We start from the raw sequence: 24809 nt of genomic DNA, 5'->3' as shown, positions 1-24809 counted from the left end.
GCGCTACTTGGCAGGCTGCGGCTCGGCCGGCGTCACGGCCGCATCGGACAGGACGCGCGACGTGCCGCTCCAGTCCATCGTGGCGAGCGCGAGCAGCACCATGCCGCCCGCCAGCGGCGCGGCATACAGCAGCACCGTCGCGAGCGCGTGCAGCGCGTCGGGCAGCTTGTCGATCCAGTAGCGGCCGTACATCGCGAGCAGGAAGGGCGCGACCCACAGGGCCGCGCGCCGGCACACGCCGGCCGCCTCGCCCAGCACCTCGCGCCCGGCCAGCAGGAACAGCGCCGCTGCGACCAGCACCAGCGTGTAGAAGGTGCCCATGATCGGCTGGCCCGACCCGAAGACCTGGCGATTGGGCCAGTACAGCAGGAACGAGAGCACCGCGACACCGAGCACGCCGGCGGTGGTGCGCGCGCGCCAGTCGGCGTGCGCGTCGGTGAAGCTCGCCGGCTGCTTCATCGCGGGCAGCAGCAGCACGCACAGCGGGCCGGCGATCGCGTCGATGAGCAGCGTGGTCTGGTACCCCCAGGCCTCGATCGCCACGCCCTGCCAGCTCGCGGCGAAGGCGATCGCGAGGTTCATCATCGCCATGTAGGCGGTGAACTGCGTGGCCGCGACGCGCGGGTTGGTGACGTCCATCATGATCGCCGAACGGGTGCCGTACATGAGGCCCTGGAACACGGCGTAGGCGAGCACGGCGTACCAGAGCTGCGTGATGAGCTCGGCATCGGGTGCGCCGCCCGGCGGGCGCGGCATCACGTAGCCGTGCTGGTGCAGGATCCACATCAGGTACAGCACCGGCAGGCTCATGAGGGCGAGGTACCACGCCAGCGTGATGCGCCGACCCAGCTTGTCCGACAGCCAGCCGCCCACCACCATGCAGGCCGCCGAGATGATCGAGGTCCAGAGGTTCATCGCGCCGACCTGGTCGTCGTTCATGCCCAGTTCCACGGCGAGGTTCGACTGCAGCGCGAGCCCGAGCGACATCGCGCCGGCCGGCAGCAGCGAGAAGAACACGCCGCGGAAGGCGCCGCTGGTGCCGACGAAGGACTGGAACGACTGCACGGCGAAGGTCCGCATCTCGGCCACGGCCGCGCGCCAGGGACTCACGCCCTCGGGCAATGCGAGGCGGTCGGCCAGCTTCTCCTTCATGGGCAGCACGATGAAGCCGGTGACCATCGCGATCGACCCGGCCACGAAGATGAAGCTGGACTGGAAAGGCACGTAGGCCATCAGGAACAGCACGCCGCTGCCGCCGACGGCCTGGCCGACCGACGCGCCCGCGAACATCAGGCCGTTGGCCAGCCCGCGCTCGTCCTCGGTCAGGGTGTTGACGGCCAGCGAGTCGATCGCGACGTCCTGGATGGCGCCGAAGGTGTTGTGGACCAGCAGGATGGCGGTGAAGATGCCCAGGCCGGCGGGCAGCGGCACCACGATGAGTGCGAGCAGGGTGGCGGCCATCATCACCTGCGTGAACAGGATCCAGCCGCGCCGGTGGCCGAAGCGCCGGGAGCGGAACACGTCCACGAACGGCCCGAACGCCCACTTGAAGGCCCAGGGCAGGTAGAACGAGGCGACGAAGGCCCCGATCTCCGCCGGCCCTACACCCTGGCGGCGCAGCTGGGTGGCGACCGCGGTCGCCGCGAATCCCAGCGGGATGCCTTCCGTGATGTACAGGAGGAAGAACGCGGCCAGGCGGCCGCGGCGGGTGGCGAGGAGGTTTGGCAGGCCCATGGGGCCGCATGTTAATCGGAGGCGGCTAGTAGGCCCCGGCCAGCTCCCGCCGCCAGCGGTCGCGCGGCTCGAGCGGGTAGTGCTTGCGCCCGATGGCATAGGGCGAGGGCGACGGACGGTGCGATGCCCGCACGAATCGCAGCTTGTGGGCCGGCGGCGCATGGCGCACGACCTTGCGAGGCTTGGCCTTCGCGCCGGGCGGTGCGGGGGGGTGCGGCGCCGGCTCGCGCACCGCGGGTTCGCGCAGCGCGATGCGGATGCGCACCGGGGCTTCCTGGGCCTCGGGCATGTCGGCGGGTGCGGGCTCCGCCTGCAAGGGCGTCGGCGCGCTCGCGGCGGGAAGCGGCGTCGGCGCGGTCACCATCGGCAGCGCGGGCGCGGTGGGAGAGGCGACGGGATGGGCGGCGGTCGGCTGGGGCTCCTGTCGCGCAACGAACCAGACACCGCAGAACAGCAGCACGAGCACGCCGAACGCGAACTTCCAGACGAGCGCTTCATCCGACATGCGCTCAAGTGTGGCGGTGCGGCCTGCGGTGCGCCAGTCGGTGGGACCTGCGCGCGCGTGTAGGCTGCGACCCCGCCAGAGCTAGCCCCTCGCCACGCGATCCAGCTTACGATCGGGCCTGCATGGACCACGTCATCCCCTTCCTCATCCACTGGGCGATCACGGCGGTGTCGCTGTGGCTGGCGAGCAAGATCTTCAAGGGCCTGAAGTTCGATGGCGCCGGATCGCTCGTCATCTCGGCGCTGCTGCTCGGATTCGCGAACGCCATCGTGCGGCCGCTGCTCATCTTCTTCACCTTGCCGCTCACGCTGGTCACGTTCGGGCTGTTCCTGCTCGTGATCAACGCGCTCATGCTGCTGCTCGTCGCCTGGATGGTGAAGGGCTTCCGCGTGTCCGGCTTCTGGACCGCCTTCTTCGCCAGCATCTTCGTCTCGCTGCTGTCGCTGGTGATCGGCGCGATCGTGAGCACGCACGACCCGGGGGCGGAGATCCAGATGCCCGACCAGGGGACGGTGTGGCTCTGAACCAGGGCCTGTTAACAGGCCCTAATTCAAGTACTCCGCCGCCGGCATCTGGTTCGGGTCGTTGTTGCCCGGCGCCGGCGCGCAAACGAAGTTCTCGGCGCTGTTCGGGTCGCCGCTGCCCGAGTACTTCGCGACTTGCGGGTAGACGCAGATCGGCCGCGTCATCTGCACGCCGGAGTCCGGCAGGTCGTTGACGTACTTCGTCGCGACGATGCGGCTGGGCGCCACGCCCCTTTCCACCCAGTCCTGCAGGGCGATGAAGATGTCGTGCGCAGCGTCCTGCTGGACCGGCGGGGCGGCGTACACCAGGCCGCTGAAGCGGTTGCCGAAGGCGTTCGGCCCCGGGCCGAAGGCGCAGTGGTACATGCCGGGCACCATGAACAGGCGATAGAAACCCTGCGTCTTGTTCACGGCCGCGCTGCCGTTGTTGCCTTGGGCCGCCACCAGGCGCTGGTAGTAATTGAGCGACTCCTGCGGCGAGATCAGCGGATCCGCCCAACCGTGGTACATGATGAATTTGCCGCCGCGCCCGGCGAACTTCGACAGGTCGGTGCTGTTCGCGTTCAGGTTGGGCGCCAGGATCGAATCGAGCGTGGCCATGTCGCTGTCGAAATTGAAGTTCAGGTAGGTGAAAGCCGGCCCGAACACCCACTTGAAGAGCGAGCCGAAGGGCGTTTCGGCCTGCGTGCCTATGCCCACCCAGCCGAACTGGCCGTCGGCCTCGCTGCCGCGCACCGAGCCAGGGAAGATCAGGTGGCCGGTGACCGGATCGCGCGCACCGGCGTACATCGCGCGTGCCGCGGTGACCTGGTCGGGGGTGAGGCAGGTGCCGTCGGGCGCACCGGGGCATTGCATGACGGCCGGGTCCCAGTGGCAGGTGCGCGGGTCGGTGAGGAAAGGGTCGCTGGCCAGCCCGCCGCTTTGCACGGCGCAGGCCGCGAGGATGGACTTCACCATCGCCTGCGTCTGCCCCGTCGAGGTGTAGAGCGATTGCGGCGTCTTGTGCATGGCCGCGTAGTTCCACAGCACTGCCGTGTGGGTGTGCGTGCGGTTGCCGGCCGGGTCGCCGCCGAGGATGCCGTCGTAGTCGTCGGGGAAGCGCTGCGCCTCCATCAGTGCCTGCTCGCCGCCGGTGGAGCAGCCGTGGAAGTACGACCAGCGCGGGTTCTGGCCGTAGTACATCTGGATCAGCTGCTTGGACACCGTGGTCATCAGGTGGGTCGCGCGCCAGCCCCAGTCGATCCATTTCTGCGGATGGCCGATCAGCGCGTCGCCGTCGCTGTTGCCCGAGGGCGCCGTGCCCATGTCGGTGGTCGCCACCGCGAAGCCGGATTGCAGCGCGGCGACCATCGCCGGCACGCCCAGCGCGATGGTGCCGGCGTAGCCGCCGTTGCCGAAACCCGCGAACCGGTTGTTCCAGGTCGAGGTGGGCATCCACAGCTCGACGTTGATGAAGGAATCGGATGTCGGCGTGAGCACCGCGCTCACTTTGCAGAACGACGGCACGTTGGTGTACGTCACGCCGTCCGGCGCGGTGAACGATGGGCCCGGCACGGTGGTGGCCGCAGTGACCGTGGCGCCGGTCAGCGCGAGGTTGACGACGAGGTTTTCGCAGGTGGCGGCGGCAGCCGGCCACGCCATGGCCAGCGATGCGGCCAGCGCAATGACCCAACGCACGAGCATGCTTGTCTCCCTGTTTTCAGGCTGGAAACCCAAGTCTCCAGGAAGGAGCGATGCGGACGGCGTAGTACCAGCGAGGCTTGTGTTACTCGCTGCAACCGCCGAGAAGCCCCTTGCGCTCGATGAACGCGACCACCTCATCCAGCCCCTGCAGCGTGCGCAGGTTCGTCATCACGTACGGCTTGTCGCGGCGCATGCGCTTCGTGTCCTGCTCCATCACCTCGAGGCTGGCGCCCACGTGCGGCGCGAGGTCGGTCTTGTTGATGACGAACAGGTCGCTCTTGGTGATGCCCGGCCCGCCCTTGCGCGGGATCTTCTCGCCGGCCGCCACGTCGATCACGTAGATCGTCAGGTCCGACAGCTCGGGGCTGAAGGTGGCCGCGAGGTTGTCGCCGCCGCTTTCGACGAAGACGATGTCGGCCTGGGGAAACTGCTCGAGCATGCGGTCGATCGCCTCGAGGTTGATCGACGCGTCCTCGCGAATGGCCGTATGCGGGCAACCGCCCGTTTCCACGCCCATGATGCGCTCGGCCGGCAGCGCGCCGCTGACGGTGAGCAGGCGCTGGTCTTCCTTGGTGTAGATGTCGTTGGTGATGGCGACCAGGTCGTATCTGTCGCGCATGGCCTTGCACAGCTTTTCGAGCAGCGTGGTCTTGCCGGAGCCGACGGGGCCGCCGATGCCGACGCGCAGCGGTGGGAGCTTCTTGGTGCGATTCATGAGCGGAAGAGGCGTGAGTACTGGTTTTCGTGGCGCGAAGACAGGATCGCGAGCATCGGCGTGAAGGTTTGCGGCTCGTCCTGCGCCATGGCGTGCGCCACCGCCTCGGGGATCTCCTGCGCCAGCCGCGCGAGGACGCGCTGCCCGGCGCCCTGGCCGAGCGGCACGACGCGCACCGCCGCCTGCACCATGTTCTCGGCCCAGCCGAAGGCGAAGGCGGCGAGCGCGCTGCCCAGTTCGGCGCCGAACGACGCAGCGGCGATCGCCCACGCGACGGGATAGCAGACAGAGACATGGTCCTTGGGCCCGCCGGGTCTCACGTTCCTCAGCCATTCCATCAACGACTTGCCCATCTGCACCGTCTGCTGCCGCAACTCCGAGGTCTCGCGCGTGCGCAGCATCCAGTCGTTCATCGCATCGATCTGCGCCGGATCCGCGATCACTCGCCTGACCACCACCAGGTCCGCGCGCGCGAGCGCCAGCTGCAGTTGCTGCGCGAGCCATTCGGCCGCCTGTCCCTCGTTCGTGACCCAACCTTCTTCCACCGCGGCCTCGAGTCCTTCGGAATACGAGAAGCCGCCCACCGGCAGCGCGGGCGACGCCAGCCACAGCAGCGGCAGCAGCCCGTCAATGGGGGTGGTCGTGGCCGTGATCGTGCGAGTGTCCATGACCGCCGGCGCCGTACGCGCCGCCTTCGGGTTCGAACGGCGCTTCGGTCTGCGCCACGTCGAGATGCATGTGGCGCAGCATCTGCGCGAGCACGTGGTCGGGTTCGATCTTGAGGTGATCGGGCCTGAGTTCGATCGGCACGTGCCGGTTGCCCAGGTGGTACGCCGCGCGAGTCAGGTCGAAGGGCGAGCCGTGCTCCTTGCACGCCGTGATCATGAGCACCGGTTGGTGGGCCGCGATCACACGGATGAACGAGCCGTCCTCGGCCACCAGCACGTCGCCGCCGCGCACCACGGCGCCGCGCGGCAGGAACGCGCCAACGTGCCGGCCGCTGCTGTCGGTGAAATCGAAGCGGCTCTTCTGGCGCGTGTCCCAGTCGAGCGTGACCGTGGGCGCGCGCTGGATCAGGGCCGGCGCGAGGCCTGCGCCCCGCTGAAGGAGTTTGGTCGCCTGCAGCATTCCTGCATTGTCGTCAAAACAGGAAATACCGCTGCGTCATCGGCAACACCTTCGCCGGCTCGCAGGTGAGCAGTTGCCCGTCGGCGCGCACGGCGTAGGTCTGCGGGTCGATCTCCATCTTCGGCGTGACGCCGTTGTGGACCATGTCGCGCTTGGCGACGCGGCGCTGGTTCCTGGACACGCCGATGGTCTTCGCCAGCCCGTACTTGCTCGCCACGCCCGCATCGAAGGCAGCCTGCGACACGAAGGTGAACGAGCCCTTGGCCACCGCACCGCCGAAGCTGCCGAACATCGGCCGGTAATGCACGGGTTGCGGCGTGGGGATCGACGCGTTCGGGTCGCCCATCGCGGCCATCGCGATGAAGCCGCCCTTGAGCACCAGCGAGGGCTTCACGCCGAAGAAGGCCGGCTTCCAGATCACCAGGTCGGCCCACTTGCCCGGCTCGATGCTGCCGACCTCGTGCGAGATGCCGTGCGCGATCGCCGGGTTGATCGTGTACTTCGCGACGTAGCGCTTGATGCGGAAGTTGTCGTGGCGCGCGCCGTCGCCGGGGAGCTGGCCGCGCTGGACCTTCATCTTGTGCGCCGTCTGCCAGCAGCGCAGGATCACTTCGCCCACACGGCCCATCGCCTGCGAGTCGGAGGAGAACATGCTGATCGCGCCGAGGTCGTGCAGGATGTCCTCGGCGGCGATCGTCTCCTTGCGGATGCGGCTTTCGGCGAAGGCCAGGTCTTCCGCGATCGCGGCATCCAGATGGTGGCACACCATCAGCATGTCGACGTGCTCGTCGAGCGTGTTGACGGTGTAGGGCATGGTCGGGTTGGTCGACGACGGCAGGAAGTTCGCTTCGCCCACCACGCGCAGGATGTCCGGCGCATGGCCGCCGCCCGCGCCTTCGGTGTGGAAGGCGCACAGCGTGCGGCCTTTCGTCGCCGCGATCGTGTTCTCCACGAAGCCCGATTCGTTCAAGGTGTCGCTGTGGATCGCCACCTGCGTGTCGGTGTCCTCGGCGACCGAGAGGCATTGGTCGATGGCCGAGGGCGTCGTGCCCCAGTCCTCGTGCAGCTTCAGGCCGATCGCGCCGGCCTCGATCTGTTCGCGCAATGCGGCCGGCCGGCTCGCGTTGCCCTTGCCGAGGAAGCCCAGGTTCATGGCGAAGCCGTCGGCGGCCTGCAGCATGCGCTCGATGTTCCACGCGCCCGGCGTGCAGGTCGTGGCCAGCGTGCCGGTGGCCGGACCGGTGCCGCCGCCGAACATGGTGGTCACGCCGGAGGCCAGCGCTTCCTCGATCTGCTGCGGGCAGATGAAGTGGATGTGCGCGTCGATACCGCCGGCCGTGACGATCGAGCCTTCGCAGGAAATGATTTCGGTGCCGGGGCCGATGATGATGTCGATGCCCGGCTGCGTGTCGGGGTTGCCCGCCTTGCCGATCGCGGCGATGCGGCCGTCCTTCACGCCGATGTCCGCCTTGACGATGCCCCAGTGGTCGACGATCAGCGCGTTGGTCAGCACGCAATCCATCGCGCCTTCGCTTCGCGCACGCTGGCTCTGCGCCATGCCGTCGCGGATCGTCTTGCCGCCGCCGAACTTCACTTCCTCGCCGTAGCCGCCGGCGCGCAAGGTGTAGTCGTCCTCCACTTCGAGCAGGAGCTCGGTGTCGGCGAGGCGCACGCGGTCACCCTTCGTCGGGCCGAACATCTCGGCGTAGGCGCGCCGTCCAATGGTGGCCATGTTCAGAGTTTCCCTTGCACGAGGCCGCGAAAGCCGTAGATCACGCGGTCGCCCGCGAGATCGACCAGCTCCACCGTGCGCTGCTGGCCGGGCTCGAAGCGCACGGCGGTGCCCGACGCGATGTTCAATCGCATGCCGCGCGCCGCGTCGCGGTCGAACTGCAACGCGCCGTTGGTTTCGAAGAAGTGGTAGTGCGAGCCGACCTGGATCGGCCGGTCGGCGCCGTTCTGCACGACCAGCGTCACGGTGCGGCGGCCCGGGTTGAGCGCGTGGTCCGCGCCGTCGACGAAGATTTCGCCGGGGATCATGCGTGCCTCCTCAGGGAATGGGCTGGTGGACCGTGACGAGCTTCGTGCCGTCGGGGAAGGTGGCCTCGACCTGGATGTCCCCGATCATTTCGGCCACGCCTTCCATCACGTCGTCGCGCGTGAGCACGCTGCGGCCCTCGGCCATCAGCTGCGCGACGGTCCTGCCGTCGCGCGCGCCCTCCATCACGGCCGCGGTGATCAGCGCCACGGCTTCCGGGTAATTGAGCTTCAGGCCGCGGGCCTTGCGGCGTTCCGCGAGCAGCGCCGCGGTGAAGATGAGGAGCTTGTCTCGCTCGCGCGGCGTGAGTTCCATGGGACGTTCCTTGCGGGCCATCTTAGTGCAAACCCCGAGCGCGGCCATACGCCCAACGGCGCATGGACAGGCACGGAAGCTGCAACTCCGCGCCGTGAGCTCGGTCATCCCCATCGTCCCCGGCCCCGACGCGCCGCAGCGCGTGGTGAAGGTGCGGCGCGACTACAACAGCTGGGTGGCGCGCGAGACCATGGAGGACTGGGCGCTGCGCTACACCCCGCAGCGCTTTCGCAGGTGGTCGACCTGGCGCGTGGCGAACACCGCGTTCGGCGCGGCCTCGTTCCTGATCCTGGAGGCGGTGGGCGCGACGCTGCTGGTCCAGTACGGCTTCGTCAACGCGCTGTGGGCGATCGTCGCCACCGGCCTGATCATCTTCCTGGCGGGCTTGCCCATCAGCATCTATGCCGCGCGCTACGGCGTGGACATGGACCTGCTGACGCGCGGCGCCGGCTTCGGCTACATCGGCTCCACGCTCACGTCGCTGATCTACGCCTCCTTCACCTTCATCTTCTTCGCGCTCGAGGCGGCCGTGATGGCCTATGCGCTGGAGCTGGCCACCGGCATCCCGGCGGCCTGGGGCTACCTCGTTTGCGCGTTGGTCGTGATCCCGCTGGTGACGCACGGCGTGTCGGCCATCAGCCGGCTGCAGGTCTGGACCCAGCCGCTCTGGCTGGTGATGCTGGTCGTGCCTTTCGGGTACGTGCTGTCGCGCGATCCCGGTGCGTTCGCCGGGGTCGTGCACTACGCCGGTGAAAAGGGCACGCATCCGGGATTCGACCTGCACTTGTTCGGTGCGGCGCTCACGGTGGGCATCGCGCTGATCACGCAGATGGGCGAGCAGGCGGACTACCTGCGCTTCATGCCGGCGCCGACTGCGACCAACCGCAGGGCGTGGTGGGCGGGCGTGCTCGCGGGCGGGCCGGGCTGGGTGATGGTCGGCGTGGCGAAGATGCTGGGCGGCGCGTTGCTCGCCTATCTCGCGATCACGCACATGGTCCCGGTCGAGCGCGCGGTGGACCCGAGCCAGATGTACCTCGCGGCCTACGAGTACGTCTTCCCGAAATACGGCTGGGCCGTGATCGCGACGGCCGTCTTCGTCGTCGTCTCGCAGCTGAAGATCAACGTGACCAACGCGTACGCGGGATCGCTCGCCTGGTCGAACTTCTTCTCGCGCGTGACGCACAGCCATCCCGGCCGCGTGGTCTGGGTGCTGTTCAACACGCTGATCGCCTTCATGCTGATGGAGATGGACGTCTTCCAGGCGCTGGGCGACGTGCTGGGCCTGTACTCCAACGTCGCGATCGCGTGGATGATGGCCGTGGTCGCGGACCTGGTGGTCAACAAGCCGCTGGGGCTGTCGCCGCCCGGCATCGAATTCAAGCGCGCGCACCTGTACGACGTGAACCCGGTGGGTGTCGGTGCGATGGCGCTCGCGTCGGCCCTGTCGATTCCCGCACACCTGGGGCTGTTCGGCGCGACGGCCCAAGCGTTTTCCTCGTTGATCGCGCTGGGCGTAGCGTTCGTTTCGGCGCCGGCGATCGCGTGGGCGACGAAGGGCAAGTACTACATCGCGCGCGAACAACCGCCAACGGCCCCGGCCTCCGCCGGGGCGACGCAGGTGTGCGTCATCTGCGAGCGCGAGTACGAGGGCCCGGACATGGCGCACTGCCCGGCCTACCAGGGCCCGATCTGCTCGCTGTGCTGCACGCTCGATGCGCGCTGTGGCGACCTGTGCAAGCCGCACGCGAGCCTGTCGGCGCAGTGGTCGGGCGTGCTGCGCGCCCTGCTGCCGCGGCGCACCTGGCCGTTCCTCGACACCGGCCTGGGCCACTTCATCCTGCTGATGCTGATCGTCGTGCCGCTGCTCGCCACGGTGTTCGGCCTGCTGTATCACCAGGAGCCGCGCGCGCTCGCGGCCGACGCGGCCATCGATTCCTTGCGCTCGGGCTTCATCAAGGCCTACGTCGCGCTGGTGGTGATCGCCGGCATCGTCGCCTGGTGGCTGGTGCTCGCGCACAAGAGCCGGCAGGTCGCGCAGGAGGAATCGAACCGGCAGGCGCACCTCCTGATGCGCGAGATCGAATCGCACCGCGAGACCGACGCAGCCCTGCAGCTGGCGAAACGGCAGGCGGAGCAGGCCAACCAGGCGAAGAGCCGCTATATCAGCGCGATCAGCCACGAGCTGCGAACGCCGCTCAACTCCATCCTCGGCTACGCGCAGCTGATGGCCGAGGACGCGGGGGTGCCGCCGCACCGCAAGCAGGCCGTCAGCGTGATCCGCCGCGGCGGCGAGCACCTGCTGTCGCTGATCGAAGGCACGCTGGACATCGCGCGCATCGAGGGCGGCAAGCTCGCGCTTCAGGTGGTGCCGATGCGCTTCGCCGACTGCGTGCACGAGATGGCGGCGCTGTTCGAGCTGCAGGCGGCGGGCAAGGGGCTGGCGTTCCGGTTCGAGCCGCAAGGCAACCTGCCCGAAGTCGTGCGCGCCGACGAGAAGCGGGTGCGGCAGATCCTGATCAACCTGCTGGGCAATGCCATCAAGTTCACGGCACAGGGGCAGGTGACCTTCCGCGTGCGGCATGCGCGCGAGATGGCGTGGATCGCGATCGAGGACACCGGCCCGGGCCTGGCGCGCGAGGAGATCGAGCACGTCTTCGAGCCGTTCGCGCGCGGCGCCAGCGCCGCCCGGTCGGCGCCGGGCGCGGGGCTGGGCCTGACGATCGCGAAGATGCTCACGGACCTGATGGGCGGCGAGCTGAAGGTCGAGAGCACGCCGGGCGCGGGTTCGATCTTCCGCATCAAGCTGTTCCTGCCCGAAATGCACGACGCGGCCTTGCCCGCTCCCTCCCGGCCGAAGCCACCGCGCGGCGGCTACGAGGGTGCGCGCCGCTCCATCCTCGTCGTGGACAACGAGGAGGCCGATCGCGAACTGCTGGTGCACCTGCTGGCGCCTTTGGGCTTCGAACTGCGCACGGCGGCCAACGGGCACGATGCGCTCGACCTGGTGGCCGCGGGCCTGCGCCCCGATGCGATCCTGATGGACCTCGCGATGCCGGGCATCGACGGCTGGGAAACGATCCGGCGCCTGAGGAACCAGTTTCACGTCGAATCGCGCATCGCCGTGGTGTCGGCCAACGCGTTCGACAAGTCGCTCGAGAACGACGCCGGCATTCGCGCCGAGGACTTCATCACCAAGCCCGTGCGCCACAGCGAGCTGCTGGACTGGCTCGAGCGCCAGCTCGGGCTGCGCTGGGTAGCGACGGGTGCGTTTGCGCCGCCAAAGGAATCGGACGCGCCTTGGCATTGGCCGCCGGCCGCGGACGTGACTGCGCTGCGCGAAGCCGCCGCGCTTGGCTACTACCGCGGCGTGATCAACCGGCTCGACGCCATCGAGGCGGGCGAGCCTCGATGCGCCGCGTTCGTGGCCACCATGCGCGAGCTCGCGCGCCGGTTCCAGTTCGAAGCGATGGGCCGGCGCCTGGCCGAGTTCCGGCCGGCGCTGAAGGAGGAAACGCCGTGACGATGAATGCCCCCGCGCGCGACTTCGACCGCGCCGCCGGCGAGGTCGTCCTCATCGTCGACGACGTCCCCGACAACCTGGCGGTGCTGCACGACGCGCTGGACGAATCGGGCTACACCGTGCTGGTCGCGACCAGCGGCGAGGCCGCGCTGCAGCGCGCGTCGCAGGCCGTGCCCGACATCGTGCTGCTCGACGCGATGATGCCGGGCATGGACGGCTTCGAGGTCGCCAAGCGGCTGAAGGCGGGGCCGAACACCACGCATATCCCGATCATCTTCATGACGGGCCTGACCGAGACCGAACACCTGGTCGCGGCGCTCGAAGCCGGCGGCGTGGACTACGTGACCAAGCCGATCAAGCCGAAGGAAGTGCTCGCGCGCATGGGCGTGCACATGCAGGGTGCGCGCCTCGCGCGGCAGCAGCGCAACGCGCTCGACGCCTTCGGCTACGCCACGATCACCGTGCGCGCCTGGGACGGCAAGCTGATGTGGCAGACACCGCTGGCGCGCGAACTGCTCGTCACGTATTTCGGCTCGGCACAGCAGACGCCCGAAGCCGTGGTGCACTGGCTGCAGCGCCACCTCGAAGACGCCGAGCGCCAGATCGAGCCGCCGCGCCTGGCGATGGAATCCGGCGCGCGCCGCCTCACATTCCGTCTGCACCAGCAGACCGGCGACGGCGACTGGCTGATCGTCATGCGCGAGGTCTCGGACAGCGCGGTGATCGAGTCCATGAGCCTGGCGCTCAAGCTGACCGCGCGCGAGGCCGAGGTGCTCTATTGGGTGGTCAAGGGCAAGATCAACCGCGACATCGCCGACATCGTGGGCTCCAGCCCCGCGACGGTGAAGAAACACCTGGAGCGCGTGTTCGCCAAGCTGGGGGTGGAGACGCGCACCGCGGCGGCGGCGATGGCGCTGGGGCGCATCCGGCAACTGCAGCCACAGTTCGAGGCGTGACGCACCGTCAGGCAGAACGACGCGGCATGGCAGGCTTCGCCGCCGGCGCTGACTCCTCGATCGTCCTTGATTCGAAAAGCCGGATGATCGCCGAGGTCCGCTTTTGCACAGGACCCCGTACACGCGTGTACCAATTGAGGACAGACTCTTCGGAAATGCCCAGCGCATCGGCTTCCGCCAACAGGGGCATGTACGGCTTTCCCTCCTCCCGGAGCACGGCGGCCTTGCCATAGAGCAACGAGGCGAGCGTCAGCCGCGCCACCCCGTAGTTCATGACCTTCAACGCTTGCCGCTCGTACTCGATCCCCTCATCGTCCAGTCCCGTCTCGGCGACGTACAGGCCGAGGTCGCCGAGCGACCATGCGTCGCGCGGGTCGCGGAAAACGAGCATGCGCTTCGCAAGGCTGCGGACGAGGTCCGCGTTGTCCGGCAGCGAGAAGTAGTAGATCTGCTGCAGCAGCGAGTTGACGCACGCACGGCGGTAATCGGCGTCGGTGTCGCAGCGGGGAGTGATCACCGAATAAAGCGCATCGAGCGCGAGCTTGGCGTTGCGTGTTTTCTTGTGATACGAGGCGAGTTGGAGCTTGAGCCAGGGGTTGTCCGGATCGATCTTCTGGCCGCGCACGATGGTTGCAAGGGCATCGTCGTACGCGCCCGAGAGGAGGTAGGTTTCCGCGCGCAACGCCAGCGCGTCGGCATTGTCCGGATCGAGTTCGAGGGACTTGTTCACCAAGCTCCGGTATGAATCGAGCGTGCCTGGAACAAACTCTTCCGAAACCACGTGCCCACCTTTGATGGTGATCCGCGCCGCTTCCATCCATCCGGGTGCGGACTTCGGGTTGCCGCGCAGCACCTCTGAAACGAGTGTGGCGGCCTTTTGCAGGTCGGACGAGTTGCCGTAGTAGCCGCCGATCAGCTCGTGGGCTTGGGCGAGCTTTTCCTTTTCGATCCGCGCGGCGTCCGCACCGGCCATGGCGGGTTGTGATGACAAGCCCACGAACATCGCGCACGCAGCAGCAAGCAATGCTTTCATGCTTTCCTCCTCGGCGCCCATCTTACTGGCCGGGCGCGAGCCGACCGCGCCTTCGTACGCCATGCGGCGTATATCGCCGCGCGAACCTCCTGCCTAGGATGACCTTCGTCCACTTCGGGCGTCCCATCGCTTACCCAAGGAGCTTCCCCCATGCAACGTCGCTTCACCCTCCAGGCGCTCACCGCGGCCGTCGCTCTCGCGGCCGTGGGCATGCCTGTCTTCGCCGCCGACACCATCAAGGTCGGCATCCTGCACAGCCTGTCGGGCACGATGGCCATCTCCGAGACGGTGCTCAAGGACACCGCGCTCATGGCGATCGACGAGATCAACGCCAAGGGCGGCGTGCTCGGCAAGAAGCTCGAGCCGGTGGTGGTCGACCCGGCCTCCAACTGGCCGCTGTTCGCCGAGAAGACCAAGCAGTTGCTCACGCAGGACAAGGTCGCCGTGATCTTCGGCTGCTGGACGTCGGTCTCGCGCAAGTCGGTGCTGCCGGTCGTCGAGGAACTCAACGGCCTGCTGTTCTACCCGGTGCAGTACGAGGGCGAGGAGCTGTCGAAGAACGTGTTCTACACGGGCGCGGCGCCCAACCAGCAGGCGATTCCCGCCGTCGAATACCTGATGTCCAAGGAAGGTGGCGGCGCCAAGCGCTTCGTGCTGCTGGGCACCGACTACGTCTATCCGCGCACGACCAACAAGATCCTGCGCGCGTTCCTGCACTCCAAGGGCGTGAAGGACAGCGACATCGACGAGAAGTACACGCCCTTCGGCCACAGCGACTACCAGACGATCGTCGCGGACATCAAGAAGTTCGCCGCCGGCGGCAAGACGGCCGTGATCTCCACGATCAATGGCGACTCCAACGTGCCCTTCTACAAGGAGCTGGGCAATGCCGGCCTGAAGGCCAAGGACGTGCCGGTTGTCGCGTTCTCGGTGGGTGAGGAAGAACTGCGCGGCGTCGACACCAAGCCGCTGGTGGGTCACCTGGCCGCGTGGAACTACTTCATGTCGGTGAAGAACCCGACCAACACCGAGTTCACGAAGAAGTGGGCCGAGTACGCCAAGTCGCACAACATCGCGGGCCACAAGGACAAGCCGCTCACCAACGACCCGATGGAGGCCACCTACATCGGCGTGCACATGTGGGCGCAGGCGGTGGAGAAGGCCAAGTCGACCGACACCGACAAGGTGATCGCCGCGATGGCCGGCCAGACCTTCAAGGCACCGAGCGGCTTCGTCGCGACGATGGACGCGAAGAACCACCACCTGCACAAGCCGGTGTTCATCGGCGAAGTGAAGGCCGACGGCCAGTTCAACGTGGTGTGGAAGACCCCCGGCCCGGTCAAGGCCAAGCCCTGGTCGCCCTTCATCGAAGGCAACGACAAGAAGAAGGACGAGCCGGACGGCAAAACGAAGATCTGACCACCTGCCGGGCGCACGCCCGGCATCTGCGCAATGCCTCGCGTGCGGGGCATTCCACAGATGTTCAAGAGATTCCTGTTCCTGTTGGCGGTTTTCTGCGGCGGTCATGCACTCGCGCTGACGCCGGAAGAAGCCCAAGCCATCGCCATCGGCGAATCCGACGCGCGCATCGAGGCGCTCGCCAAGGCCATTCCGACGGCCGACGACAGGACCGCCGCGTTCCTGCAGGCGCTCGCCGACGACGCAGTGAAAGTCTCCGGCGGCAAGCTCTTCATCGTGCGCGATGGCAAGGGCATCGATCCCATCAGCGGCAAGGATGCGGCTGTCCCCGCCGACGCCGAGGACGTCGTCAGCAACAACCGCCTGCGCGGGGAGATCGATTCGGCGCTCGCCGCATTGAAGCTCTTCTCGAAAGACGAAGGCCTGCGCCTGTCCGCCGTGAAGGAATTGCAGAAGGACCCGGATGAATCGCGGCTGCCCATGATCGAGAAGGCGCTGGCTTCGGAGCAGAACGCGGCGATCCGCGAGCAGCTCGCGCTGGTGCGCGCGGCGGCGCTGCTGTCCAGCAGCGACAAGGCCAAGCGGCTGGAGGCGGCGCGCTTGCTCGGTGCGAGCAACATGGCGTCGACCAAGACACTCCTGATCGAGCGTCTGAAGAGCGAAAGCGAACCCGACGTGAAGGCGGCGCTCGAAGGCTCGCTGCGCGCGGTCGACGCCTCGCTCGCCTGGGGCGACCGCGCGGCGGCGATCTTCTCGGGCATCAGCCTCGGCTCGATCCTGCTGCTGGTGGCGCTGGGCCTGGCGATCACTTACGGCCTGATGGGCGTGATCAACATGGCCCACGGCGAGCTGATGATGATCGGTGCCTACGCCACCTACGTCGTGCAAGGGCTGTTCCGCAAGTACCTGCCCGGCTCGTTCGACTGGTACCTGGTCGCGGCCGTCCCGGTGGCGTTCGCGACCTCGGCCATCGTCGGCGCGATCCTCGAGCGCGGCGTGATCCGCTTTCTCTACGGCCGGCCGCTGGAGACCTTGCTCGCCACCTGGGGCATCAGCCTCGCGCTGCAGCAGCTGGTGCGCACGATCTTCGGCGCGCAGAACGTCGGCGTGGAAAACCCGAGCTGGATGAGCGGCGGCATCGCCCTGATGGGCAACCTGCAACTGCCCTGGAACCGCATCGTGATCATCGCCTTCGCGTTCGCGGTGCTGGTCGCGATGTCGCTGCTGATCTCGCGCACGCGGCTGGGCCTGTTCGTGCGCGGCGTCACGCAGAACCGCCCGATCGCCTCCTGCATGGGCGTGAACACGGCGCGCATCGACACCTATGCCTTCGCGCTCGGCTCGGGCATCGCGGGCCTGGCCGGGTGCGCCCTAAGCCAGGTCGGCAACGTCGGCCCCGACCTCGGGCAAGGCTACATCGTCGATGCATTCATGGTCGTGGTGCTGGGCGGCGTCGGCCAGCTCGCCGGCACGGTGTACGCGGCACTGGGGCTGGGCATCCTGAACAAGTTCCTCGAAGGCTGGGCCGGCGCGGTGCTCGCGAAGATCGCCGTGCTGGTGCTGATCATCGTCTTCATCCAGAAGCGGCCGCAGGGCCTCTTCGCGGTCAAGGGCCGGAGCGCGGAGGCCTGATGGACCGCGCACCGAAACTCGTCGAGCAAACGGAAACGGCGCCGCGGGCCGGTTTGGCGCCCTCGCGTTCCCTGTTCTCGAAAACGGGCTGGACTGTCTTCCTCGTCGCGCTGGTCTGCATCGGCGCCGTTGCCCCCGTGCTGAATCTCGCCGTGCCCGCCGACAGCGTCTTCCACATGAGCGATTACGCCGTGGCGCTGGTCGGCAAGATCATGTGCTACGCGATCTGCGCGCTGGCGATGGACCTGATCTGGGGCTACACCGGCATCCTCTCGCTCGGACACGGCCTGTTCTTCGCGCTGGGCGGCTACGCGATGGGCATGTACCTGATGCGGCAGATCGGGCGCGAGGGCCAGTACAAGAGCGACCTGCCGGACTTCATGGTGTTCCTCGACTGGAAGGCCTTGCCCTGGCACTGGACCTTCTCGGACAGCGTGCCGGCGACGCTGCTGCTGATCGTCGCCGTGCCGGGCCTGCTCGCCCTGGTGTTCGGTTTCTTCGCTTTCCGCTCGCGCATCAAAGGCGTGTACTTCTCGATCATCACGCAGGCACTCACCTACGCGGCGATGCTGCTGTTCTTCCGCAACGAGACCGGCTTCGGCGGCAACAACGGCTTCACCGACTTCAAGCGCATCTTCGGCTTCACGATCACCTCCGAATCCACACGCATGGGCCTGTTCGTCGCCACCGGCGTGACGCTGCTCGCGTTCCTGCTGCTGTCGCGCTGGCTGGTGACGAGCAAGTTCGGGCGCGTGCTGCAGGCGATCCGCGACGCCGAGTCGCGCGTGATGTTCTGCGGCTACTCGCCCGCAGGGTACAAACTGGCGATCTGGACGCTTTCCGCGGTGATGTGCGGTGTCGCCGGGGCGCTGTACGTGCCGCAAGTGGGCATCATCAACCCGAGCGAGATGAGCCCGGCCCAGTCGATCGAGATCGCGATCTGGACGGCGGTGGGCGGGCGCGCGACGCTGGTCGGGCCCATCCTGGGTGCCTTCATCGTCAACGGCGCGAAGAGTTGGCTCACCGTGGCCGCCCCCGAGTTCTGGCTGTATTTCCTCGGGGCCTTGTTCATCGCTGTCACGCTGTTCCTGCCCGAAGGGGTGATGGGGCTGGCGAAGAAGTTCAGGAGGAAGGGCGCATGACACCCGACCTCATGGAGGAGGGGGCGCGCCGAGTCGCGGCTCACGCCGCGGCCCCCGGCAACACCGAATCCGGCGGGCGCGCCGCCGGATTCGCCCGTCCCGTGCGCCATCGCGAGGTCGATGTGTCGCACGGCCGCATCCTGTACCTCGAGGACGTCAGCGTCAGCTTCGACGGCTTCAAGGCCATCAACAAGCTCTCGCTCGACATCGCCCCCGGCGAGCTGCGCTGCATCATCGGCCCCAACGGCGCGGGCAAGACGACGATGATGGACATCATCACCGGCAAGACCCGGCCCGACGAGGGCACGGTGTACTTCGGCAGCACGATCGACCTGCTGCGCCACAAGGAAGCCGAGATCGCGCAGATGGGCATCGGCCGCAAGTTCCAGAAGCCCACGGTGTTCGAGCAGCTCACGGTGTTCGAGAACCTGGAGCTCGCGCTCAAGACGGACAAGGACGTCGTCGCGTCGGTGTTCTTCCGCCTGGCCGGCGAGGACGCCGACCGCGTGGCCGAGGTGCTGCGCACGATCCACCTCGCCGATGCCGTCGATCGGCTGGCCGGCACCTTGAGCCACGGCCAGAAGCAATGGCTGGAAATCGGCATGCTGCTGATGCAGGACCCGAAGCTGCTGCTGCTGGACGAACCGGTGGCCGGCATGACGGACGAGGAGACCGAGCGCACGGCCGAGCTGTTCGTCTCGCTCAAGGGCAAGCACTCGCTGATGGTCGTGGAGCACGACATGAACTTCATCCAGTCGATTTCGGAGAAGGTCACCGTGCTGCACGAAGGCTCGGTGCTCGCAGAAGGCACGCTGGAGCAGGTGCAGTCGGACGAGCGGGTGATCGAGGTCTACCTGGGGCGGTGATGCTTTCAGTCAAGGACGTCAACCAGTACTACGGCGGCTCGCACATCCTGCGCGGGTTGTCCTTCGAGGCGAGGCCCGGCAAGGTCACGGTGCTGCTGGGGCGCAACGGCGTGGGCAAGACGACGCTGCTCAAGTCGCTGATGGGCCTGGTGGCCATCAAGTCCGGCAGCATCGAGTTCGAAGGCAAGCCGATCACCCACCGCACGCCGTACGAGCGCGCACGCGCCGGCATCGGCTACGTGCCGCAGGGACGCGAGATCTTCGCGCGCCTCACGGTGGAAGAGAACCTGCGCATGGGCCTGGCGTACAAGGGCGCGAGCGAGCCGGTGCCGCCGGAGCTGTTCGAGCTCTTTCCCGTGCTCGCGCAGATGCTCAAGCGCCGCGGCGGCGACCTCTCGGGTGGCCAGCAGCAGCAGCTGGCGATCGCGCGGGCCCTGGCCGCGAAGCCGCGCCTGCTGATCCTCGATGAGCCCACCGAAGGCATCCAGCCCAGCATCATCAAGGACATCGGCCGCGTGATCCGCACCCTGGCCGACCGCGGCGACATGGCGATCCTGCTGGTCGAGCAGTACTACGACTTCGCGCGCGAGCTGGCCGACGACTTCCTCGTGATGCAGCGCGGCGAGTTCATCGCGCGCGGCGCGGGCAGCGAGATGGAAGCGCAGGGCGTGCGGGAATTGGTCGCGATCTAGAGCGCCCACAGCCGCGGCGTGACCGGCGCGAGCTGCCACAGCGCCGGCCGCCAGGCCGCGTGAATGGCCCTCAGCAGTTGCATCGAAGGTTCGACCACGGCAGACAGCGCGCGCACGACCACGACGTTCGGCCCGGGCGCCGTCGCACCGGCGATCACGTCAGCGCCGCACCTCGCAATCGCCTCGTTCGCCAGCGCCAGCAGCTCTTCACGCCGTGGGCGCGCGATCGCCTCCCCGCACGCGAAGAACAGCGTGGCGATGCAGCGGCGCCCGGCCAGCCCCAGCGGGCCGTTCATCAGGCGCCCGTCGTTCGCGTCGATGCGTCCGCGTTCGAGCCAGTGCCCTTTCAATTCCAGGTGCTGCAGGAACGAGCCTTTCGCGAAAGGCTGCAGCGCCGCGGGCAGCCCGAGGGCCGTGACGTCCCAGCCGATCATCTCCGCGCCCGGCGCCAGGTCGAGCATCAGATGGTTTTCGCCGATGCAGCCGCTATAGCACAGGGCTTCCAGCGGCAGCCATTCGAGTCGCGCACCCGCGTCCAGCACGATGCGCGTGCGCTGCACCGCCGGCTCGCCTTCGCTGCGGTAAAAGCGGGCGGCGCCCGGCGTGGTGACCAGCCCGTGCGCGCCCGCGCCGGCCTTCAGCGCGATGTCCAGCGTGTCGCCGGCCACCAGGCCCGAAGGCGGATGAACCAGCACGTTGTGGGCGATGCCGTCGCCTTCCGGATAGAGCGTCTGCAGCACGCGCAGCGGCCCTTCGTGCTCGTGCCGCACCAGCGTGCGCGCGCCGTCGCGGCGGTAATCGAGATTCAGGCGAGCGTGCCAGGCCATCCGCGGAGCTTAACCGCGCCGCGCATGAGCTGGACGGGATGAAATCAGGGCCGCAGCAGCGACAGGATCACGGTGAGCTTGTCGTTGGCCCGGTCGCGCAACTGGGCGACTTCATCGAGCAGCTGGCGCGAGACCGCGGGGCCGCGGCGCGCCGTCCATTCCTGCAGGACGGACAGCAGAAGGTTCTCGGCTGCGCGCGCCTGCTCTTCCGCTTCCTGCCAGGCCTGCATCGCCGCCGTCACGTTTTCCGCCATGGGCCGATGTTAACGCAGCGCACATCGGCATCGACTCATCCATTGGCGAAATCCCGACGCCGGTCACGCGAACATCTGCCGGGCCTTGTCCTCGAGTTCGCGCCTTCGCAGCATGATGCGCGGCACGTCGGGGTGCAGGGGGTTGATCTCGCGCAGCGCCCACTTGTAGAAGGCCTGCGCGACCATGATGTGGATGAGGTTCAAGATCTTCATACGGCGAATCGTGCTCGCCGGCTGAGCCTCAACCTGTAGGTGGGTGGCTCGTCCGTTTCCGCCGTTGTGCGACAGCGCGTGTCGGAGAACACGGATGCCGGACTAGTCCGGCAGGCGAGCGGCGTCCTCGAAATACTCGGGATGAGCGCGGCGGATCGCGTCGAGGAAGTCCAAGGGCGAATGGATGTGCACGCGCATCGCCTCGCGTGCCGCGCGTGCGTCACCCGCAATGATCGCGTCGACGATGCGACGGTGATGGTCGATGGCGATGCGCGGGCTGCCCGCAGCCGGGATCGCCAGGTGCCGCACGCGGTTCATGCCGGTGCGCGCGAGCCGCAGCGGCGCCCATGCATGCGGATGGCCCGCGAGGGTGAGGATGGCGTGATGGAACTCCTCGTCGGCCGACAGGTGCCCGACGTAATCGCGCCGTGCCGAGGCCGCGGCCTGGTTCCTCACGATGCGCAGCAGGTCCTTGCGCTGCGCGAGCGGGGCCTTCACGGCCAGCTCCGCCGCACGGCACTCGATCGCCTCGCGCACGAAGATCGCGTCGGCGATTTTTTCGGCGTTCAGCAGCGCGACGAAAGTGCCGCGCTGGGGAATGCTTTCCACCAACCCTTCGTTCGCCAGCTGCCGGAAGGCCTCGCGCACCGGCGCGCGGCTCACCTCGAGCTCGTCCGAGACGGCCTGTTCCGACAAGGCCGTGCCGGGCAACAGCGTGCAGTCCAGGACGGCCGTGCGCAGTGTTTCGTACACGTTGCGTCCCATGTGGCCGCGCCCGGCGGCCGGCGCGAGCGCGCGCAGCGGTGCCGGGAGTACGGGTATTTGCGGACGAGAGCGGGCCATCGAAACCTGATACTAGCATACTAGAATGCCAGAAAAGGAGACGAACGCATGCTGACCAAACGCGAGTTCCTCGGTGCCGTCGGTGCCGCCGCCCTGTCGCCGCTGGCCGCCCGGGCGCAGGCCGACTATCCCAGCAAGCCGATCCGCCTGGTCGTGCCGTTTCCCGCCGGCGGGACCAGCGACGTGATGGCCCGCATGCTCAGCGAAGACCTGGGCAAGCGCCTCGGCCAGCCCATCGTGATCGAAAACCTGGGCGGCGCCGGCGGTGTCGTGGGCACGGCGCGCGCACTGCAACAGCCCGCCGACGGCTACACCCTCATCCAGACCGGCGTCGGCCAGAACGCGGTGGCGCACGGCATGATCAAGACCGTGTCCTACGATTCGGTCAGGGACTTCATCCACCTCACGCAGGTGCACTCCGGGCCCAACGTGCTGGTGGTGCACCCGTCCACGCCGTTCCAGAAGTTCCAGGACTTCCTCGACTACGCGCGGGCCAATCCCGGCAAGCTGAGCTACGGCTACACGCCGGCGGCGTCGGGCCACATGGCCATGGAGCTGTTCAAGCAGACCGCGAAGGTCTACATGGTCGGCATCCCCTACCGCGGCGGCGGTCCGATGATGACCGACATCCTCGGCGGGCAGATCCCGCTGATGTTCATCAACCAGGACGTCGCCTACCAGCACGTGAAGGCCGGCAAGCTGCGCGCGCTGGCCGTGACGAGCCTGCAGCGCAACGTGCTGTACCCCGAGGTGCCCACCATCGACGAGCTCGGCTTCAAGGGCTTCGAGGCGCTGTCGTGGTCCGGCATGTCGGTGGCCAAGGGCACGCCCAAGCCGATCGCCGACAGGATCGAGGCGGCGCTGGTCGCCACCATGCAGTCGCCCGCGATCAAGCAGCGCATGGACTCTCAAGGCTTCGTCGTTCCGCCGCAAGGCTCGGCGTATTACACGAAGTTCGTGGCCGGCGAGATGGATCGCTGGGTGAAGGTGATCAAGGCCGCGGGGATCCAGCCGGAATGACCGAACGCAAGACCTACGAGCAGCTGCGATCGGCGCGCTGGTTCGCGCCGGACGACATGCGGGCGTTCGGCCACCGCTCCCGGGCGATGCAGATGGGCTACGACCCTACCGACTGGCAGGGCAAGCCCGTCATCGCGATCGTCAACACCTGGAGCGACATCAACCAGTGCCACTCGCACTTCCGCGAGCGGGCCGAGGAAGTGAAGCGCGGCATCCTGCAGGCGGGCGGCTTTCCGATCGAGCTGCCGGCGATCTCGCTGTCCGAGCCCTTTGTCAAGCCGACGGCGATGCTCTACCGCAACCTGCTCGCGATCGAGACCGAGGAGCTGCTGCGCTCGCACCCGATCGACGGCGCGGTGCTGATGGGCGGCTGCGACAAGACCACGCCGGGCCTGCTGATGGGCGCGTTCAGCATGGGCCTGCCGTGCATCTACCTGCCCGCCGGCCCGATGCTGCGCGGCAACTGGAAGGGGAACGTGCTGGGCTCCGGCTCCGACACCTGGAAGTACTGGGACGAGCGCCGCGCCGGCAACATCACGCAAACGCAGTGGATGGAGATCGAAGGCGGCATCGCGCGCAGCGCCGGCACCTGCATGGTGATGGGCACGGCCGCGACCATGATGGGCATCGCCGAAGCGATGGGCATGACGTTGCCGGGCGCCTCGAGCATTCCCGCCGTCGACTCCAACCACCGGCGCATGGCCACGCAATGCGGGCGCCGCATCGTCGACATGGTGTGGGAAGACCTCACGCCCGCGAAGATGCTCACGCGCAAGAGTTTCGAGAACGCGATCACCGTGGCGATGGCGGAGGGCTGCTCGACCAACGCGATCATCCACCTGGTCGCGATCTCGCGCCGCGCGGGCAAGGAATGCGCAGTCACGCTCGATGATTTCGATGCGTTCTCGCGCAAGGTGCCCGTCATCGCCAACATCCGGCCCAGCGGCGACAAGTACCTGATGGAGGACTTCTATTACGCCGGCGGCATGCGCGGGTTGATGAAGAACCTCGGCGACCTGCTTCACCTCGATGCGATGACGGTGACCGGCGAGACTCTCGCTGAGAACCTGGAAGGCGCGCAGGTCCATGACGACGACGTGATCCGGCCGCTGTCGAACCCGATCTACAAGGAGGGCGCGCTGGCTGTGCTGCGCGGCAACCTCGCGCCCGATGGCTGCGTGATCAAGCCCAGCGCCTGCAGCCCCGGGCTGCTCACGCACACCGGGCCCGCGCTGGTGTTCGACGACTATCCCTCGCTCAAGAAGGCGGTGGAGGATCCGGATCTGGACGTCACCAAGGACCATGTGCTCGTCCTGCGCAACGCCGGCCCGCAGGGCGGTCCCGGCATGCCCGAGTGGGGGATGCTTCCGATTCCCACCAAGCTGGTGAAGCAGGGCGTGCGCGACATGATGCGCATCAGCGATGCGCGCATGAGCGGCACGAGCTACGGCGCCTGCGTGCTGCACGTCGCGCCCGAGGCCTACGTCGGCGGCAACCTCGCGCTGGTGAAGACCGGCGACACCATCACCGTGGACGTGCCCAATCGCTCGATCCACCTGCATGTGAGCGATGAGGAGCTCGCGCGCCGCCGCGCCGCGTGGAAAGCACCGATGCCGCGGTACGAGCGCGGCTACGGCTACATGTTCTCCAAGCACATCCTGCAGGCCGACCAGGGCTGCGACTTCGACTACCTCGAGACTTCCTTCGGCGCGCCCATCGGCGAGCCGGTGATCTACTGAAAGCCGAACTG

At 67.8% G+C, this 24809-nt stretch carries 23 protein-coding genes and 1 pseudogene; 10 read left to right on the top strand and 14 right to left on the bottom strand.

Annotated elements, in window-relative coordinates; all coding sequences use genetic code 11:
• Positions 1–3: 3 nt before the first annotated feature.
• Together AC3EF3_RS15760 and AC3EF3_RS15755 are read right to left on the bottom strand one after the other, a co-directional pair.
• Positions 4–1734 (bottom strand): MFS transporter, encoded by a 1731-nt coding sequence (locus AC3EF3_RS15760; RefSeq protein ID WP_488533088.1) that lies wholly within the window; start codon positions 1732–1734, stop codon positions 4–6.
• Positions 1735–1759: 25 nt separating this feature from the next.
• On the bottom strand, positions 1760–2239 hold the full coding sequence (locus tag AC3EF3_RS15755) for a hypothetical protein (RefSeq protein WP_488533087.1): 480 nt from the start codon (positions 2237–2239) through the stop codon (positions 1760–1762).
• A 122-nt stretch (positions 2240–2361) separates the two neighbouring features.
• Between AC3EF3_RS15755 and AC3EF3_RS15750 the strand changes: the two genes are divergently transcribed.
• Complete coding sequence (locus tag AC3EF3_RS15750) at positions 2362–2763, top strand: phage holin family protein (protein ID WP_488533086.1); 402 nt, start codon at positions 2362–2364, stop codon at positions 2761–2763.
• A 21-nt stretch (positions 2764–2784) separates the two neighbouring features.
• Here AC3EF3_RS15750 and AC3EF3_RS15745 read toward each other — a convergent pair whose 3' ends face one another.
• The 7 genes and pseudogenes from AC3EF3_RS15745 to AC3EF3_RS15715 form a co-directional block, all read right to left on the bottom strand.
• Positions 2785–4446 carry a tannase/feruloyl esterase family alpha/beta hydrolase gene (locus tag AC3EF3_RS15745; RefSeq protein WP_488533085.1) on the bottom strand — a complete coding sequence of 554 codons (1662 nt, stop codon included), beginning with the start codon at positions 4444–4446 and terminating at the stop codon, positions 2785–2787.
• An 82-nt stretch (positions 4447–4528) separates the two neighbouring features.
• A complete protein-coding gene (gene ureG / locus AC3EF3_RS15740) occupies positions 4529–5161 on the bottom strand; it encodes an urease accessory protein UreG (protein ID WP_488533084.1) in 633 nt (210 codons plus the stop codon).
• Complete coding sequence (locus AC3EF3_RS15735; protein ID WP_488533083.1) at positions 5158–5829, bottom strand: urease accessory protein UreF; 672 nt, start codon at positions 5827–5829, stop codon at positions 5158–5160. Before AC3EF3_RS15735 ends, ureG begins: the two co-directional genes overlap by 4 nt.
• A pseudogene (gene ureE / locus AC3EF3_RS15730) lies at positions 5792–6289 on the bottom strand (urease accessory protein UreE); the annotation flags it as partial. The pseudogene ureE and the gene AC3EF3_RS15735, both read right to left, overlap by 38 nt.
• Positions 6290–6302: 13 nt before the next feature.
• Positions 6303–8021 carry an urease subunit alpha gene (gene ureC / locus AC3EF3_RS15725; RefSeq protein WP_488533082.1) on the bottom strand — a complete coding sequence of 573 codons (1719 nt, stop codon included), beginning with the start codon at positions 8019–8021 and terminating at the stop codon, positions 6303–6305.
• A 2-nt stretch (positions 8022–8023) separates the two neighbouring features.
• The gene (locus AC3EF3_RS15720; protein WP_488533081.1) at positions 8024–8329 is read right to left on the bottom strand and encodes an urease subunit beta; all 306 of its coding nucleotides are present in this window, start codon (positions 8327–8329) and stop codon (positions 8024–8026) included.
• Between the two features lie 10 nt (positions 8330–8339).
• Positions 8340–8642, bottom strand: a complete 303-nt coding sequence (locus tag AC3EF3_RS15715) for an urease subunit gamma (protein WP_488533080.1) — start codon at positions 8640–8642, stop codon at positions 8340–8342.
• A gap of 190 nt (positions 8643–8832) precedes the next feature.
• Here AC3EF3_RS15715 and AC3EF3_RS15710 point away from each other — a divergent pair, with 190 nt between their 5' ends.
• Positions 8833–12162, top strand: a complete 3330-nt coding sequence (locus AC3EF3_RS15710) for a hybrid sensor histidine kinase/response regulator (RefSeq protein WP_488533813.1) — start codon at positions 8833–8835, stop codon at positions 12160–12162.
• A 2-nt stretch (positions 12163–12164) separates the two neighbouring features.
• Positions 12165–13118, top strand: a complete 954-nt coding sequence (locus tag AC3EF3_RS15705; RefSeq protein ID WP_488533812.1) for a response regulator — start codon at positions 12165–12167, stop codon at positions 13116–13118.
• A gap of 7 nt (positions 13119–13125) precedes the next feature.
• Here AC3EF3_RS15705 and AC3EF3_RS15700 read toward each other — a convergent pair whose 3' ends face one another.
• Positions 13126–14214 (bottom strand): tetratricopeptide repeat protein, encoded by a 1089-nt coding sequence (locus AC3EF3_RS15700; RefSeq protein ID WP_488533079.1) that lies wholly within the window; start codon positions 14212–14214, stop codon positions 13126–13128.
• Between the two features lie 87 nt (positions 14215–14301).
• Here AC3EF3_RS15700 and urtA point away from each other — a divergent pair, with 87 nt between their 5' ends.
• Genes urtA through urtE form a run of 5 tightly spaced genes read left to right on the top strand, consistent with a single transcriptional unit; the run spans position 14302 to position 19902 of the window.
• A complete protein-coding gene (gene urtA / locus AC3EF3_RS15695) occupies positions 14302–15570 on the top strand; it encodes an urea ABC transporter substrate-binding protein (protein ID WP_488533078.1) in 1269 nt (422 codons plus the stop codon).
• A gap of 60 nt (positions 15571–15630) precedes the next feature.
• Positions 15631–17202, top strand: coding sequence for an urea ABC transporter permease subunit UrtB (gene urtB / locus AC3EF3_RS15690; protein ID WP_488533077.1), 1572 nt, complete (start codon positions 15631–15633; stop codon positions 17200–17202).
• A complete protein-coding gene (urtC, locus tag AC3EF3_RS15685; RefSeq protein WP_488533076.1) occupies positions 17202–18344 on the top strand; it encodes an urea ABC transporter permease subunit UrtC in 1143 nt (380 codons plus the stop codon). Before urtB ends, urtC begins: the two co-directional genes overlap by 1 nt.
• Positions 18341–19210 carry an urea ABC transporter ATP-binding protein UrtD gene (gene urtD, locus AC3EF3_RS15680; protein WP_488533075.1) on the top strand — a complete coding sequence of 290 codons (870 nt, stop codon included), beginning with the start codon at positions 18341–18343 and terminating at the stop codon, positions 19208–19210. Before urtC ends, urtD begins: the two co-directional genes overlap by 4 nt.
• The gene (gene urtE / locus AC3EF3_RS15675; RefSeq protein ID WP_488533074.1) at positions 19210–19902 is read left to right on the top strand and encodes an urea ABC transporter ATP-binding subunit UrtE; all 693 of its coding nucleotides are present in this window, start codon (positions 19210–19212) and stop codon (positions 19900–19902) included. The genes urtD and urtE overlap by 1 nt, the downstream gene beginning before the upstream one ends.
• On the opposite strand, the gene AC3EF3_RS15670 is transcribed toward urtE, so the two are convergent.
• From AC3EF3_RS15670 to AC3EF3_RS15655, 4 genes are all read right to left on the bottom strand, one after another.
• The gene (locus AC3EF3_RS15670) at positions 19899–20729 is read right to left on the bottom strand and encodes an urease accessory protein UreD (protein ID WP_488533073.1); all 831 of its coding nucleotides are present in this window, start codon (positions 20727–20729) and stop codon (positions 19899–19901) included. The two genes, urtE and AC3EF3_RS15670, sit on opposite strands and share 4 nt — an antisense overlap.
• A 44-nt stretch (positions 20730–20773) precedes the next feature.
• Positions 20774–20983: a hypothetical protein gene (locus AC3EF3_RS15665; RefSeq protein ID WP_488533072.1), complete on the bottom strand. Its 210-nt coding sequence runs from the start codon at positions 20981–20983 to the stop codon at positions 20774–20776.
• A 63-nt stretch (positions 20984–21046) separates the two neighbouring features.
• Positions 21047–21196: a hypothetical protein gene (locus AC3EF3_RS15660; protein ID WP_488533071.1), complete on the bottom strand. Its 150-nt coding sequence runs from the start codon at positions 21194–21196 to the stop codon at positions 21047–21049.
• A gap of 102 nt (positions 21197–21298) precedes the next feature.
• A complete protein-coding gene (locus AC3EF3_RS15655) occupies positions 21299–22039 on the bottom strand; it encodes a GntR family transcriptional regulator (protein WP_488533070.1) in 741 nt (246 codons plus the stop codon).
• Positions 22040–22087: 48 nt separating this feature from the next.
• On the opposite strand from AC3EF3_RS15655, the gene AC3EF3_RS15650 reads away from it, so the two are divergent.
• Positions 22088–23059 (top strand): Bug family tripartite tricarboxylate transporter substrate binding protein, encoded by a 972-nt coding sequence (locus tag AC3EF3_RS15650; RefSeq protein ID WP_488533069.1) that lies wholly within the window; start codon positions 22088–22090, stop codon positions 23057–23059.
• Positions 23056–24798, top strand: coding sequence for an L-arabinonate dehydratase (araD, locus tag AC3EF3_RS15645; protein WP_488533068.1), 1743 nt, complete (start codon positions 23056–23058; stop codon positions 24796–24798). Before AC3EF3_RS15650 ends, araD begins: the two co-directional genes overlap by 4 nt.
• Positions 24799–24809 lie beyond the last annotated feature (11 nt).

The sequence above is a fragment of the Ramlibacter sp. GS1-15 genome (assembly GCF_057785015.1).
This window is presented reverse-complemented; position numbering and strand designations above follow the sequence as displayed.

Bases quoted from the DNA above. Each gene is read 5' to 3' on its own strand.
- AC3EF3_RS15760 (WP_488533088.1), bottom strand. From the start codon at position 1,734: ATGGGCCTGCCAAACCTCCTCGCCACCCGCCGCGGCCGCCTGGCCGCG.
- AC3EF3_RS15755 (WP_488533087.1), bottom strand. From the start codon at position 2,239: ATGTCGGATGAAGCGCTCGTCTGGAAGTTCGCGTTCGGCGTGCTCGTG.
- AC3EF3_RS15750 (WP_488533086.1), top strand. From the start codon at position 2,362: ATGGACCACGTCATCCCCTTCCTCATCCACTGGGCGATCACGGCGGTG.
- AC3EF3_RS15745 (WP_488533085.1), bottom strand. From the start codon at position 4,446: ATGCTCGTGCGTTGGGTCATTGCGCTGGCCGCATCGCTGGCCATGGCG.
- ureG (WP_488533084.1), bottom strand. From the start codon at position 5,161: ATGAATCGCACCAAGAAGCTCCCACCGCTGCGCGTCGGCATCGGCGGC.
- AC3EF3_RS15735 (WP_488533083.1), bottom strand. From the start codon at position 5,829: ATGGACACTCGCACGATCACGGCCACGACCACCCCCATTGACGGGCTG.
- ureC (WP_488533082.1), bottom strand. From the start codon at position 8,021: ATGGCCACCATTGGACGGCGCGCCTACGCCGAGATGTTCGGCCCGACG.
- AC3EF3_RS15720 (WP_488533081.1), bottom strand. From the start codon at position 8,329: ATGATCCCCGGCGAAATCTTCGTCGACGGCGCGGACCACGCGCTCAAC.
- AC3EF3_RS15715 (WP_488533080.1), bottom strand. From the start codon at position 8,642: ATGGAACTCACGCCGCGCGAGCGAGACAAGCTCCTCATCTTCACCGCG.
- AC3EF3_RS15710 (WP_488533813.1), top strand. From the start codon at position 8,833: ATGGAGGACTGGGCGCTGCGCTACACCCCGCAGCGCTTTCGCAGGTGG.
- AC3EF3_RS15705 (WP_488533812.1), top strand. From the start codon at position 12,165: ATGAATGCCCCCGCGCGCGACTTCGACCGCGCCGCCGGCGAGGTCGTC.
- AC3EF3_RS15700 (WP_488533079.1), bottom strand. From the start codon at position 14,214: ATGGCGTACGAAGGCGCGGTCGGCTCGCGCCCGGCCAGTAAGATGGGC.
- urtA (WP_488533078.1), top strand. From the start codon at position 14,302: ATGCAACGTCGCTTCACCCTCCAGGCGCTCACCGCGGCCGTCGCTCTC.
- urtB (WP_488533077.1), top strand. From the start codon at position 15,631: ATGTTCAAGAGATTCCTGTTCCTGTTGGCGGTTTTCTGCGGCGGTCAT.
- urtC (WP_488533076.1), top strand. From the start codon at position 17,202: ATGGACCGCGCACCGAAACTCGTCGAGCAAACGGAAACGGCGCCGCGG.
- urtD (WP_488533075.1), top strand. From the start codon at position 18,341: ATGACACCCGACCTCATGGAGGAGGGGGCGCGCCGAGTCGCGGCTCAC.
- urtE (WP_488533074.1), top strand. From the start codon at position 19,210: ATGCTTTCAGTCAAGGACGTCAACCAGTACTACGGCGGCTCGCACATC.
- AC3EF3_RS15670 (WP_488533073.1), bottom strand. From the start codon at position 20,729: ATGGCCTGGCACGCTCGCCTGAATCTCGATTACCGCCGCGACGGCGCG.
- AC3EF3_RS15665 (WP_488533072.1), bottom strand. From the start codon at position 20,983: ATGGCGGAAAACGTGACGGCGGCGATGCAGGCCTGGCAGGAAGCGGAA.
- AC3EF3_RS15660 (WP_488533071.1), bottom strand. From the start codon at position 21,196: ATGAAGATCTTGAACCTCATCCACATCATGGTCGCGCAGGCCTTCTAC.
- AC3EF3_RS15655 (WP_488533070.1), bottom strand. From the start codon at position 22,039: ATGGCCCGCTCTCGTCCGCAAATACCCGTACTCCCGGCACCGCTGCGC.
- AC3EF3_RS15650 (WP_488533069.1), top strand. From the start codon at position 22,088: ATGCTGACCAAACGCGAGTTCCTCGGTGCCGTCGGTGCCGCCGCCCTG.
- araD (WP_488533068.1), top strand. From the start codon at position 23,056: ATGACCGAACGCAAGACCTACGAGCAGCTGCGATCGGCGCGCTGGTTC.